This window comes from uncultured Thiohalocapsa sp., from assembly GCF_913062725.1.
Classification (GTDB): Bacteria; Pseudomonadota; Gammaproteobacteria; order Chromatiales; family Chromatiaceae; genus Thiohalocapsa.
The window spans coordinates 1-12583 of sequence record NZ_CAJXWY010000082.1; the positions used below are offsets into that span (position 1 = coordinate 1).

13 protein-coding genes and 1 rRNA gene are annotated in these 12583 nt (G+C 66.7%); 13 read left to right on the plus strand and 1 reads right to left on the minus strand.

Annotation, left to right across the window (positions count from 1 at the left end; translation table 11 throughout):
• The 6 genes from QZ588_RS16410 to QZ588_RS16435 all read left to right on the plus strand — a co-directional run.
• Positions 1-221, plus strand: a 221-nt coding sequence (locus QZ588_RS16410) for a hypothetical protein (protein ID WP_295544019.1), incomplete at its 5' end; no start/stop codon positions are given.
• Between the two features lie 78 nt (positions 222-299).
• Positions 300-1085: a hydroxyacylglutathione hydrolase gene (gloB, locus tag QZ588_RS16415; RefSeq protein WP_295544020.1), complete on the plus strand. Its 786-nt coding sequence runs from the start codon at positions 300-302 to the stop codon at positions 1083-1085.
• 134 nt (positions 1086-1219) lie between these two features.
• Positions 1220-2728 (plus strand): apolipoprotein N-acyltransferase, encoded by a 1509-nt coding sequence (gene lnt, locus QZ588_RS16420; protein WP_366929595.1) that lies wholly within the window; start codon positions 1220-1222, stop codon positions 2726-2728.
• Between the two features lie 99 nt (positions 2729-2827).
• Positions 2828-3355 carry a hypothetical protein gene (locus tag QZ588_RS16425; protein WP_295544021.1) on the plus strand — a complete coding sequence of 176 codons (528 nt, stop codon included), beginning with the start codon at positions 2828-2830 and terminating at the stop codon, positions 3353-3355.
• 1 nt (position 3356) lies between these two features.
• Entirely contained in the window at positions 3357-4715 is a 1359-nt protein-coding gene (mpl, locus tag QZ588_RS16430) for a UDP-N-acetylmuramate:L-alanyl-gamma-D-glutamyl-meso-diaminopimelate ligase (protein ID WP_295544022.1), read from the plus strand.
• A 102-nt stretch (positions 4716-4817) separates the two neighbouring features.
• Positions 4818-5429, plus strand: a complete 612-nt coding sequence (locus QZ588_RS16435; RefSeq protein WP_295544023.1) for a flavin prenyltransferase UbiX — start codon at positions 4818-4820, stop codon at positions 5427-5429.
• A gap of 107 nt (positions 5430-5536) precedes the next feature.
• Here the strand turns inward: QZ588_RS16435 and hemL are convergent, their stop codons facing one another.
• Positions 5537-6826: a glutamate-1-semialdehyde 2,1-aminomutase gene (gene hemL / locus QZ588_RS16440; RefSeq protein ID WP_295544024.1), complete on the minus strand. Its 1290-nt coding sequence runs from the start codon at positions 6824-6826 to the stop codon at positions 5537-5539.
• A gap of 388 nt (positions 6827-7214) precedes the next feature.
• Between hemL and QZ588_RS16445 the strand changes: the two genes are divergently transcribed.
• From QZ588_RS16445 to QZ588_RS16475, 7 genes are all read left to right on the plus strand, one after another.
• Positions 7215-7379: a rubredoxin gene (locus QZ588_RS16445; RefSeq protein WP_295543930.1), complete on the plus strand. Its 165-nt coding sequence runs from the start codon at positions 7215-7217 to the stop codon at positions 7377-7379.
• A gap of 132 nt (positions 7380-7511) precedes the next feature.
• A complete protein-coding gene (locus tag QZ588_RS16450; RefSeq protein ID WP_295544025.1) occupies positions 7512-7871 on the plus strand; it encodes an iron-sulfur cluster assembly accessory protein in 360 nt (119 codons plus the stop codon).
• An 11-nt stretch (positions 7872-7882) separates the two neighbouring features.
• A complete protein-coding gene (gene argC / locus QZ588_RS16455) occupies positions 7883-8914 on the plus strand; it encodes an N-acetyl-gamma-glutamyl-phosphate reductase (protein WP_295544026.1) in 1032 nt (343 codons plus the stop codon).
• Between the two features lie 65 nt (positions 8915-8979).
• Positions 8980-9840: a DUF6776 family protein gene (locus QZ588_RS16460; RefSeq protein WP_295544027.1), complete on the plus strand. Its 861-nt coding sequence runs from the start codon at positions 8980-8982 to the stop codon at positions 9838-9840.
• A 15-nt stretch (positions 9841-9855) separates the two neighbouring features.
• Entirely contained in the window at positions 9856-10206 is a 351-nt protein-coding gene (gene erpA / locus QZ588_RS16465; protein ID WP_295544028.1) for an iron-sulfur cluster insertion protein ErpA, read from the plus strand.
• Between the two features lie 619 nt (positions 10207-10825).
• Entirely contained in the window at positions 10826-12031 is a 1206-nt protein-coding gene (gene tyrS / locus QZ588_RS16470) for a tyrosine--tRNA ligase (protein WP_295544029.1), read from the plus strand.
• 219 nt (positions 12032-12250) lie between these two features.
• Positions 12251-12583, plus strand: a 16S ribosomal RNA gene (locus tag QZ588_RS16475); the annotation flags it as partial.

A 12583-nucleotide genomic window follows, 5' to 3' on the forward strand; every position in this document is an offset into this window, starting at 1 on the left:
GCGTCGAGCAGGGCGGCCACGATGAGCAGATGGCCGTCTGCGGCCTGGATGCCGACGGCATCGAGCAGGCGGTGCGTACCGAGATGGCGGCGCTGAAGCTCGAGATCCCCGCCGTGCTGGCAAGTACGGCGGCGGAGGGTTCGGCGGGCGATGGCGGCGCCGCAGCGGTGGACGCGAGCAGCGTCGCCGGCGGCTCGCCGTCTGGTACTGGCACCGGATGACGCGACTGCGGTGAATGAGCGCCCGCGGCCTCGCCGCAGGCGCACCGTGCCAGGCAAGCGGTGGTGAAGAGGAGACCCATGTTGCAGATCGAGCCCATACCCGCCTTTGATGACAACTACATTTGGCTGCTGCACAACGGCGCGGGCGCCGATCGTCGCGCCGCGGTGGTGGACCCCGGCGACGCGGAGCCTGTGGTGGCGCGGTTGCGCGCGCAGGGGCGCGAGCTCTCCGCCATCCTGCTGACCCATCACCATTACGATCATCAGGGCGGCGTGGCGGATTTGCTCGCGCAGTGGCCGACGGCGCTGGTGACGGCGCCCGCCGATGCGCGTATCCGCGGGGCGACGCGCCGCGTGGCCGAGGGCGACGCGGTGGCGCCGCCCGGTCTGGACGCATCGTTTCGGGTGCTGGCCGTGCCCGGGCATACGTCCAGCCACATCGCCTATCTCGGGGCGGGCGTCTTGTTCTGCGGCGATACGCTCTTCGCCGGCGGTTGCGGGCGCGTCTTCGACGGGACTTTCGAGCAGCTGGCGGCATCGCTGCGGCGCCTTGCCGCCCTGCCGCCGGAGACGCTGTGCTATTGCGCCCACGAGTACACCCTGGCGAATTTGGGCTTCGCCGCCTGGGTGGAGCCGGAGAGTGCCGATCTCGCCGCACGGGTCGATCAGGCCCGGGCGCTGCGGGCCCGCGGCGAGCCCACGGTGCCGTCGACCATCGCCCAGGAGTTGGCCACCAACCCGTTCATGCGCACCCAGACGCCGACGGTGGTCGCCGCCGCCGAGCAATTCGCCGGCAGGCCGCTGCGCGATCAGACCGAGGTCTTCACCGCCCTGCGCCGCTGGAAGGACGAGCGCTATGATTAGCTGAGGCTATGATGCCGCTGCGCCACGGCACCGCCCACGACGCCGTAGGTCACTCGCCTTCCACTCAGACTTCCGTGCGTAAGCGGCGCTCCGCGATGTCCACCGAGACTCGATCTCTTTCTGGCGGCCGATTGTTGCGTTGGCTGCTGGCCGCCGCCGCGGGCGGGCTGATGGTGCTGTCTTTCGCGCCATTCGGTTGGTTCCCGGCGGCGGTGGTCAGTATCGCCGCATGTTTCCTGCTGCTACCGCCGCATGGGCGGGGTGCCTTCGTCACCGGCTGGTTCTACGGCTTGGGCCTGTTTGGCTGCGGCGTGTTCTGGATTCGCATCAGCTTGAACGAGTTCGGCAACATGCCGGTGCTGGTCGCCAATGCGCTGATGCTGGTGTTGGTGGCTGCGCTGGCCTTGTTCTATGCCGTCGCCGCCCTGTTGATCGCGCGCCTGCGTCCCCGCCAGCCGATGGCGCATTGGTGGGCCGGTCCGCTGCTGGTGCTGCCGTCCATCTGGGTCTTGCTGGAGTGGGTGCGCGGCTGGCTGTTCACGGGTTTTCCGTGGCTGCTCGCGGGCAACGGTCAGATCAATCCACTGCCTGGGCTGGGGGCGCCCCTGGCCGGCTGGGCGCCGGTGGTGGGGGTGCATGGACTGAGCCTTTTGGTGGCCCTGTCCGCCGGGCTGTTGGTGGTGGCGCTGCGTCGCCGGGGGGCCGCCCGGCCGGCGGCGCTGGCGGTGCTCCTCGGCCTATGGCTCGCCGGCACGCTGTTGGCCCGGGTGGAGTGGACCCGACCGGCGGATGGTCCCCTCACGGCTGCTGTGATCCAGGGCAATGTGGAGCAGTCGGTGAAGTGGGCGGCCGATGGTGTGTTGCCGACGCTGGAGCTCTACCTGGGTCTCACGCGCGAGGTGCTCGATGTGGCCGATGTCGTGGTCTGGCCGGAGACGGCTGTGCCGAGCTTTCTGCATCAGGTGGAGTCGGCGCTGGTGGCGCCATTGGCGGAGGACGCCCGCGCGGCGGGCGCGGAGGTGGTGCTGGGGGTGCCGGTGATGGAAAGCGCTGAGCGCTATTACAACGGCCTGATCAGCATCGGCAGTCAGGACGATCGTTACTACAAGCGCCACCTGGTGCCGTTCGGCGAGTTTCTGCCCTTCAAGCGTCAGCTGCGCCCGCTGATCGACTGGTTCGAGGTGCCCATGTCCGATTTCAGCCGCGGCGAGGCGCCCGCGCCTTTGTTGCAGGTGGGCCCTTACGCGGTGGGTGTCTCCATTTGTTACGAAGACGTTTTCCCGGAAGCGGTGCGCCAAGCCCTGCCGGCGGCGGCGTATCTCATCAATGTGAGTAACGATGCCTGGTTCGGCGACTCGCTGGCGCCCCACCAGCATTTGGAGTTTGCACGGCTGCGGGCATTGGAGACGGGCCGCCCGTTGGTCCGGGCGACGAACACCGGCATCTCTGCGCTCATCGATCACCGCGGCCGGGTCACCGCCGCGCTGGGCTTGTTCGAGCGCGGCGCCCTGGTCGGCACGATTCAGCCGCGCGCCGGCGCAACGCCCTTTGCGCGCGTCGGCAGCCTGCCTACGCTGTTGCTGGCGGCGACGCTGCTGCTGGCCGCGATGGTGCTCGGCGCCGGCGCACGCCCCCGGGGCTGAGACGACACGCGCCTGGCGGGTGGCTTGGCGTTTGCCGGGGCCAACGGGGTATGATGCGGCGCTGTTTCGGTCGCCGACGGATCCGCCCGCTGATTCGCCTTGCTCGCACTCATCCACTTTTTCATCGAGCTGTGCCTGCTGCGCCGTAATCCGCAGGACCTGCCGGCCTCCACGATGTTGCTCGGCCTGGTGCTGGCGGCGGCTGTGGCCGGCGGCCTGTTGCTGTCCGTCACCGCCGGCGCCTCCCTGCTGGCCGGGCTCGCCCAGACGCTGCTCGATTTGGCGCTGATGTTGGGGATACTGCACCTGGCGCTGAAGGCGTTGAACAAGCAGGCGCGTTACATGCAAACCGCCACGGCGCTGGTGGGGGCGGACGTGGTGATCGGGCTGGTGGCGCTGCTGCCGGTGTCGCTGGCGCAACCCATGGCCGTCGGTGCCGAGCCGGGGACGGATGTGCTGCTGGCCGGGCTGATGTTCTTGGCGCTGGTGGGCTGGAGTGTGCTGGTCGTGGGGCATATCCTGCGCCACGCCTTCAACTTGTCACTGGCTCAGGGGGTGGTGATCGCCATCGCCTTCGATGTCTTCAGTTTCGTCGTCATCAGTGCGCTGACCCAGGGCGCGGCCTGATATGCATCTGCATATCCTCGGTATTTGCGGCACGTTTATGGGCGGTATCGCCCTGCTGGCGCGGGCGCTGGGGCATCGGGTCACCGGTGCCGATGCCAACGTCTACCCCCCCATGAGCACGCAACTGGCGGCGGCGGGCATCGATCTCATTCAGGGCTATGGTGCCGCCCAGCTGCAGCCGGCGCCGGATGTGGTGGTGGTGGGCAATGCCATGACCCGCGGCATGCCGGCCGTCGAGCACATGCTGGATGCCGGGCTGCCCTATGTGTCGGGTCCGCAGTGGCTCGCCGAGCATCTGTTGCTCTCTCGCCACGTGCTGGCGGTGGCGGGCACACATGGTAAGACCAGCACCGCCAGTATGCTGGCCTGGGTGCTCGCGGATGCGGGCCTGGCGCCGGGATTCCTGATCGGCGGGGTGCCCCAGGATTTCGGCGTGTCAGCGCGTCTCGGTGAAGGCCGGTGCTTTGTGGTGGAGGCGGATGAGTACGACACCGCTTTCTTCGATAAGCGCTCCAAGTTTGTCCATTACCGTCCGCGGACGCTGGTGATCAATAATCTGGAGTTTGATCATGCCGACATCTTTGATGATCTGGCCATGATCCAGCGCCAATTCCATCATCTCGTGCGCACGGTGCCGGGAACCGGCCTCATCGTGCATCCGCGGGCGCAGCCGGCGGTGGACGCGGTGCTCGCCAGGGGGGTCTGGACGCCGACTCAGTCCACCGGTGACGGCGGCGATTGGTCGGCGCAATGGCTGGCCCCGGATGCGTCGGCCTTTCGGGTGCATGCGCCCGACGGCGCAGAGACCGAGGTTCGTTGGGGGCAGACGGGCGCCCACAATGTGCAAAATGCGCTCTCGGCCATGGCGGCCGCCGCCCACGTCGGCGTCGGGCCGGCGCGCTCGGCGGCGGCCCTGGGGCGCTTCGGCGGCGTCAAGCGGCGCATGGAACTGCGGGGCGAAGTCGCCGGGGTGCGGATCTATGATGACTTCGCCCATCATCCCACGGCCATCGCCAGCACCCTGAACGGGTTGCGCCGCCGGGTTGGTGCAGCGCGGATCATCGCCGTGCTCGAGCCGCGCTCCAACACCATGCGCCTGGGCGTGCACGCGGCGGCGCTGGCGCAGTCACTCGCCGCGGCGGATCAGGTCCAGGTCTATGCACCCGTCGACTTGGATTGGGATGCCGCGGCGGCGCTGGCACCCCTCGGTGAGCGTCTGCGGGTGGCCGGCGCCGTCGAGGAGATCGTGGCAGCGGTGGGCGCCGATGCCCGCGCCGGCGACCACGTGCTGGTGATGAGCAACGGCGGCTTCGGGGGTATCCATCAGTTGCTGCTCGATGCACTGGCCAGCCGCGCCTGACGCCCTGCGCCGGCCCGATCGGGGCGTGCGCCTTTCATTCGCGTGTGCCGGCCGCCATCTCCCCGCAGCCATGCAGCATGCGCGCCGCCGTGAATCCGCCCGATGACTACTTGGACCAAAACCATCGCCGTCGGCCTTACCGGCGCCTCCGGCATCCACTACGGGCTGCGCGTGCTGCGTTGCCTGGTCGATGCCGACGTTCGCGTCTATCTGCTGGTGTCGCAGGCGGCGCAGGTGGTCATGCAGATGGAGGCGGGCCTGGATGCACCGGGGCGTCCCGCCGAGGCGCAGGCGTTTTTCACCGATCACTTCGGCGCAGCGCCGGGGCAGATCCAGGTGTTTGGCCGCCAGCAGTGGACGGCGCCCGTGGCGAGCGGCACTAATCCGCCGGATGCGATGGCCATTTGCCCCTGCACCACCGGCACGTTGGCGAGTATCGCGGCGGGGCTGAGTCAGGATCTGATGGATCGCGCCGCCGATGTTGCCCTTAAGGAGGGGCGCAAGCTGATCCTGGTGGTGCGCGAGATGCCCTTCAGCGTCGTCCATCTGGAGAACATGCTGCGGTTGGCGCGGGCGGGTGCCGTGATCATGCCCGCCAACCCGGGCTTTTACTTCAACCCGCAGCACGTGGATGAAATCTACGACTTCGTCGCCGCCCGGGTGCTGGACCACCTGGATGTGGCGCACGACCTGTCCGCCCGCTGGGGCAGTTGACGCCAGCCGGGCCTGCGCCGCTGCACCGCCTGTCTGCGGTGCCTGGTGATCAGGCGCACTTCGCCGGCGGCTGCCGGAGGCGCAACCGCCGGCCCGACGCCGAACGCTCAGTGCGCAGCCACCACGGCGAAGGCCTCGCGTGCGGCGGCGAGGGTGGCGTCGATTTCGGCCTCGCCATGGGCGCCGGAGACGAAGCCCGCCTCGAAGGCCGATGGGGCCAGGTAGACGCCACGCGCCAGCATGGCATGGAAGAAGCGCTTGAACTGCTCCTGGTCGCAGCCGGTGGCGCCCTGGAAATCGGTGACCGGCCCGTGGGCGGTGAAAAAGATGCCGAACATGCCGCCGGCGCGGTTGGTGCTGAGGGCCACGCCTGCGGATTCGGCGGCGGCCTCCATACCCTGGGTCAGGCGCTCGGTGGTGGCGGCGAGGGCTTCGTGGAAGCCGGGCGCCGATAGCAGCTCCAGGGTCTTGAGCCCGGCGGTCATGGCGATGGGATTGCCGGACAAGGTGCCGGCCTGATACACGGGCCCCAGGGGTGAGATCCGCTGCATCATGTCGCGGCGGCCGCCGAAGGCCCCCACGGGCATGCCGCCGCCGATGATCTTGCCGAGCGCGGTGAGATCCGGGGTGACACCGTACAGGGCTTGCGCCCCGCCCCGGGCGACGCGGAAGCCGGTCATGACTTCATCGAAGATCAGTGCCGTGCCGTGCTGATCGCACACTTCCCGCAATGCCTCCAGGAATCCGGGCACCGGCGGAATGCAGTTCATGTTGCCGGCCACGGGCTCGACGATGATGCAGGCCACCTGGTCGCCGAGCCTGCCCATGGTCTCGCGCACCGCGTCGGCGTCGTTGTACGGCAGGGTGAGGGTGAGCTCCGCGAGGGCCGCCGGCACACCCGGGGAGCTGGGCTCGCCGAGGGTCAGCATGCCAGAGCCGGCCTTGACCATCAGCGAGTCCACGTGGCCGTGGTAGTTGCCCTCGAACTTGATGATCTTGTCCCGGCCGGTGAAGCCGCGCGCCAGGCGAATGGCGCTCATGGTGGCCTCGGTGCCCGAGCTGGTCATGCGCACGAGGTCCATGCTCGGGACCAGCGCGCAGACGCGATCGGCCATCATGGTCTCGAGCTCGGTGGGGGCGCCGAACGACAGACCCTTCTCGACGCGGCTGCTGACGGCGGCGATGATCTCGGGGTGGGCGTGGCCGAGGATCATCGGTCCCCAGGAGCCCACGTAGTCGATGTAGCGCTTGCCGTCGGCATCGGTGATATGGGCGCCGGATGCGGATTCGAAGAACACCGGCGTGCCACCGACGCTGCGGAAGGCGCGCACCGGAGAGTTGACGCCGCCCGGAATATGGCGCTGGGCGGCCTCGAAGAACTGTTCGGATCGGGACATGGGCAAGGCTCCTGTGGACGGTGGGTGATGACGTGGCGGGCACGATCGCGCGAAGCCGGAGCCGCCTTCGCCGGACCCGCGACGCTGACGTTGGTTGGCCGGCAATGGTAACAGCGCCCGCGATGCCCGCGATTGCGCTGCCGCAGGGGCCGATGTCGCCGCGGCTGCGGCCTTGCCCGGACCGCCGGCGACACCCTGAGCTGAATGCCCGCGCCGGGCGCCCATTGGTATGCCACATGCGCCCGGTGGCGCGCGGTCTGCGGGTCTGCCAAGGCATTGAAATACAGTGCGCTGGCACAGATGTGGCGCCGCTGCACAGGCATCCCCGGCGGCTGAGCTCCGCCGGGTGCGACTTGGAAGAGCGAGGAGTGAAGACGGAGAGCAAGACGTGAAGCGTTATATGTGTATGGTCTGTGGATTCATCTACGACGAGGAGCTGGGCTGGCCCGATGACGGCATTCCCCCCGGAACCAAGTGGGAGGACGTCCCCGACACCTGGGTGTGTCCGGAGTGCGGCGTCGGCAAGGAAGACTTCGAAATGGAAGAGCTGTGACACGGCGAGACGCTGCGAGTTGCGCCAGCGCAGAGTACCTGAGTGTGGCATGTGGAAATGAGCCGATGGCTTGTGCTAGCGTCCGTAATGTCCTTACCGCGATTCGCAGACAAAACCCGGAGTACCGTTGCCATGGCACACCTTAATGATACCGACCTGACGCTCACCGGCGCCGCCCAGGGCAAGATGAGCGAGCTGTTCGCCGACATCGACGACGGCATCGCCGGCGTGCGCGTCTATGCGGCACCCGGTGGCTGTAGCGATGTCAGCTTCGGCATGACCTTCACCGACGCCATCAACGATAACGACGGTGTGCTTGATTTCGGCGACTATAAGGTGGTGGTGGACGACGGCACGCTGAGCTACCTGCGTGGCGTCGAAATCGATTTCGTCGACCGCGGCGACGGACAAGCCACGTTCGTCTTCAACAACCTGCCGGCCACCGGCGGTGGCTGCGGCACCTGCGGCTCCAGCTCCGGCGGCTGCTCCTGAGGCGGCGTGCCATGGCCAGCATCGGCATCGTCGGCGGCACCGGCTACACGGGCTCTGAGCTGCTGCGCCTGTTGAGCGCCCATCCACAGGTCAAGGTGCGGGTCATTACGTCCCGTGCCGATGCCGGGCAGCGCGTCGCCGATGTGCTGCCGATGTTACGAGGCCGCTGTGATCTGGTGTTCCAGGATCCGGCCCGGGCGCCCCTGAGCGATTGTGATCTGGTGTTCTTCGCAACACCTAACGGCACGGCCATGGCGCAGGCGCCGGCGCTGCTCGAAGCGGGTGCCCGGGTGATCGATCTCGCGGCGGATTTCCGCATCAAAGACCTGTCGGTCTGGGAACACTGGTATGGCCTGCGCCATGGCGCACCGGCGCTGGTGGACGAGGCCGTCTACGGTCTGCCGGAGGTCAACCGCGAAGCCATCCGCGGGGCCCGGCTCGTAGCCAACCCGGGCTGTTATCCGACGGCCATTACGCTCGGCCTGCTGCCGCTGCTCGAGGCCGACGCCATCGAGCCAGCACGAATCGTGGCCGACGGCAAGTCCGGCGTCAGTGGTGCCGGCCGCAAGGCGACCGCGGGGCTACTGATGGCAGAGGTGGGCGAGAGCTTCAAGGCCTACAGTGTTGCGGGCCATCGCCATGAGCCGGAGATCGAGGAGACGCTGCGGCTGAGCACCGGGCGTGCCGTGTCACTGACCTTCGTGCCGCACCTGGTACCGATGGTGCGCGGCATCGAGGCGACCATCTACGCACCGCGCAAGCGCGCCGATGTCGATCTAACGGCGCTCTTCGATCAACGCTACCGCGATGAGCCCTGCGTCGATGTAATGCCGGCGGCACTGCCCCTGGAGACGCGCTCGGTTCGGGGCACCAATCTGTGCCGCTTGAGTGTCATGGAGCCGCAGGGCAAAGGCGTCGTGGTGGTGCAGTCCGTCATCGACAATCTGGTAAAGGGCGCCGCCGGGCAGGCGGTGCAGAACATGAACCTGATGTTGGGCTTTCCGGAGTCCACGGGCCTGGACGCTGTGGCTCTCGTCCCCTGATGTATGGCTGATGTGTGCCTGATGGGTAACGGCTATGCAACGGCTATGCGGCGGATACGCCGGGCGTGACCACGACCGCCACCGAGGCGCCCGCGGCCGAGGGCGGTGACAGCACCCGTTGGCTGTTGATCAGTGTCGGCTGGCTGAGCCTGCTCGCGACGGCTTTCGCCTTGGGGTATCTGCTGGCACAGCACGATGCGCTGCAGGCCATGGCGCGGATCCAGGCCTTGCAGACCGAGCGCGATATGCAGAGCGAGCTGCTCGCAGCCCAGCGTGAAAAGCGCGCCAAGCTGGAGCGCTCACATCTCATGGATGTCACAGCGCAGCGTGCCGCGCAGGCGCAGATCGTGGTGCTCGAGCGCGAGCGAATGCGCCTGCAGCAGCAGCTGACGCAGCTGCGGGCGCTGATCGGCTCCAGTGGTCGGGGCCTCGTCGAGGTGGACGGCCTGGTGCTGCGCGACCGCGGCGGCGGTCGCTATCACTACCGCTTGACGCTTGGGCAGCTCGTGCCCGATTTCGGGCTGAGCGAGGGTGAAGTGGTGTTGTCGGTGGTGACGGTGTTGGCCGGCGAGCGTGTCATGACACCGCTGGCCGATCTGGCTACGGACGACGGCGCCGGCCATCATACCGTTGCCTTCGAGCACTTTCAGGTCATCGAAGGCAGCTTCCGACTCGCCGATGCAGCGAGCCCCGTGGAACTGATGATTGAGATCGTGCCAAAGGACGATACTTTGATGGCATCCCAGGAGGTGGTGCTCTGGGAGACCGTCCTCGCGGGTGAATCCGCGGCCGTGGCCAGGATGCCCGTGGGCAAGCGCCAGCAGGCGTGGATGTCGGTGCCCGCTGATGGTCCGGCCACCGCCACGACACGCCGGCCGACCGTTCGCGATAACGACTTGAGCCCGCCGCTTCCAACCATGCAGTAACAGAGGAGTTTTGCTATGACCGATATCGTCGCTGAAGAGGCGCCCCTGGTGTTTACGTCTCAGGCTGCTGCGAAGGTCGCAGACCTGATTTCCGAAGAAGGCAACAATGACCTGATGCTGCGCGTCTACATCCAGGGCGGCGGCTGCTCCGGCTTCCAGTATGGCTTTACGTTCGCCGAGAATGTCGACGAAGGCGACACGGAAATCGTGACCGATGGCGTCAAACTGCTGGTGGACCCGATGAGCTTGCAGTACCTCATGGGCGCGGAGATCGACTACACCGAAGGACTTCAGGGTGCTCAGTTTGTGATCCGCAACCCCAACGCCACAACGACCTGCGGATGTGGCTCATCCTTCGGCGTTTGAAGGGTGGTGCGAGGGCCGGCGCTTGAGTGATGCTTAGCCCGCGTCGAAACGTCGGCAGCGCCAAGCACTGCTACGGTCGTGGCTGCTGACGCTGCTCAGCAGCCAAACCACTGGCGCGCGGGCATGGACAGCCTCCGCACCGGCACTCGCGCCGACGTCTGGCGGCATGAATACCTCGCCATCTGCGTGACCGCGAGCCCGTCATTGGTCGTTCATCAGTCCATTGGGCGTCGTCTCTCTCGCCGGCCTGGCCGACTGCGGCGGAGGCAGCACCAACGGAATCGTACCATCGGTCGTTCGTGCAGGCGTGCTGTCGGTGGGTGGCAGCGGCCACCACTGGGACAAGGCCCAGACGCCGATCACCAGCAACAGGATGACGATCGCCGTGACGCCTAACCGGCGCCATCGCCGACCCGATCCAGGTTGCCTGGCCGTCGCCCGACGTTGCTGTGTGCCTGCGCTTTTATAATCGCGCATGTAAAATAGCGGCAGTCAAAGAAGTGTCGCAGCAGTCTAGACGATGGTGTTCGCGCTTGGAAAGGTGAGCGCTCGTCGTCACCGCCACCGCAGCGGCGACCCCCACCGGCACTGGGCCGGCACCCAACAAGAGAGCGAGCGCATGCCTGGTGCAGACGAGGCACTGGCGGTCCTGCAGCGCGGCACCGTCGAGATGATCGGACTGGATGATTTGCGGCAGAAGCTGAATGCCGGCGCCGTCTTGCGCGTGAAGGCCGGCTTCGATCCGACGGCGCCCGACCTGCACCTCGGGCACGTTGTCCTGCTGCAAAAGCTCCGTCAGTTCCAGCGGCTGGGGCACAAAGTCCTGTTCGTGATCGGCGATTTCACCGCCATGATCGGTGATCCCACCGGTAAGAGCGCCACGCGCAAGCCGCTCTCACGCGACGAAGTTGCTGCAAATGCAGATACTTATCGTGAGCAGGTGTTTCGTGTGCTCGACCCTGAGGCGACCGAGGTCGTGTTCAATTCCACCTGGCTCTCGGCACTCGGGGCCGAGGGTATGGTGCGCCTGGCGTCGCATCACACCGTTGCCAGAATGCTGGAGCGCGACGACTTCTCCCGCCGCTACAAGGCGCAGCAGCCCATCGCCATCCACGAGTTTCTCTACCCCTTGATACAGGGCTACGACTCGGTCGCGCTGCGGGCAGACGTCGAGCTCGGCGGCACGGATCAGAAATTCAATCTGCTGGTGGGCCGGCAGCTGCAACAGGATGCGGGGCAAGCACCACAGGCCGTCGTGACGCTGCCCATCCTGGAGGGGCTGCACGGCGTGCAGAAGATGTCCAAGTCCCTCGGTAACTACATCGGCATCACGGACGTCCCCGAGGACATGTTCGGCAAGCTCATGTCCATCTCCGATGACCTGATGTGGCGATACTACGAGCTCCTGAGCGATCGGCCTGAGGTAGAGGTCGAGGAGCTGCAGCGATCGGTGGCCCACGATGGGGTGAATCCCCGTGACGTGAAAGCACAGCTGGCACACGAGCTCGTCGCCCGATTCTCTGGTGTCGATGCCGCAGACGCCGCGCAACGGGCCTTTACGGCGAGATTCCAGCGTAAGGAGCTGCCGACCGATCTGCCCGAGCAGGTTGTCGAGCTCGTGCCGGACGCCACACCAACCTTGGCGCAGGTCCTGAAAGCCGCCGGCCTCGTCGCCAGCACCTCCGATGCGCTCCGCCTGGTCGCCCAGGGTGCAGTCAGGATCGATGGCGAGCGCGCCGGAGACGGCCGTGCCGCCTTCCCGCGGGGCGAAACCCGTCTGCTGCAAGTCGGCAAGCGGCGTGCTGCCCGCGTCCGCCTGGCCTAGGGGTCGGCAAATTTCTCAAAAAACCCTCTTGACAGTTCAGCTGAGGGGCGTATGATTGTCGGTCTCACTTCGGTGAGTTCAGATCTTTAACAACCTATCGAGTCAGCTTGTGTGGATGCTCCGTTGAGTTCTGTGATGTGAATCGCAGCTTGATGGGGATCACACGGTGAGACCTGTCGAGCCAAAGGATTGCTCGCCACCTGGTGGCGAGTTGAGATTGAACTGAAGAGTTTGATCCTGGCTCAGATTGAACGCTGGCGGCATGCCTAACACATGCAAGTCGAACGCGAAAGCTCTTCGGAGTGAGTAGAGTGGCGGACGGGTGAGTAACGCGTGGGAATCTGCCCTGTAGTGGGGGACAACCCGGGGAAACTCGGGCTAATACCGCATACGTCCTACGGGAGAAAGGGGGCCTTCGGGCTCTCGCTGCAGGATGAGCCCGCGTCCGATTAGCTAGTTGGTGGGGTAATGGCCCACCAAGGCGACGATCGGTAGCTGGTCTGAGAGGATGATCAGCCACACTGGGACTGAGACACGGCCCAGACTCCTACG

Excerpts from the sequence above, each read along its gene's own strand:
- gloB (WP_295544020.1), top strand. The coding sequence starts at position 300 with ATGTTGCAGATCGAGCCCATACCCGCCTTTGATGACAACTACATTTGG.
- mpl (WP_295544022.1), top strand. The coding sequence starts at position 3,357 with ATGCATCTGCATATCCTCGGTATTTGCGGCACGTTTATGGGCGGTATC.
- QZ588_RS16435 (WP_295544023.1), top strand. The coding sequence starts at position 4,818 with ATGACTACTTGGACCAAAACCATCGCCGTCGGCCTTACCGGCGCCTCC.
- hemL (WP_295544024.1), bottom strand. The coding sequence starts at position 6,826 with ATGTCCCGATCCGAACAGTTCTTCGAGGCCGCCCAGCGCCATATTCCG.
- QZ588_RS16450 (WP_295544025.1), top strand. The coding sequence starts at position 7,512 with ATGGCACACCTTAATGATACCGACCTGACGCTCACCGGCGCCGCCCAG.
- argC (WP_295544026.1), top strand. The coding sequence starts at position 7,883 with ATGGCCAGCATCGGCATCGTCGGCGGCACCGGCTACACGGGCTCTGAG.
- erpA (WP_295544028.1), top strand. The coding sequence starts at position 9,856 with ATGACCGATATCGTCGCTGAAGAGGCGCCCCTGGTGTTTACGTCTCAG.
- tyrS (WP_295544029.1), top strand. The coding sequence starts at position 10,826 with ATGCCTGGTGCAGACGAGGCACTGGCGGTCCTGCAGCGCGGCACCGTC.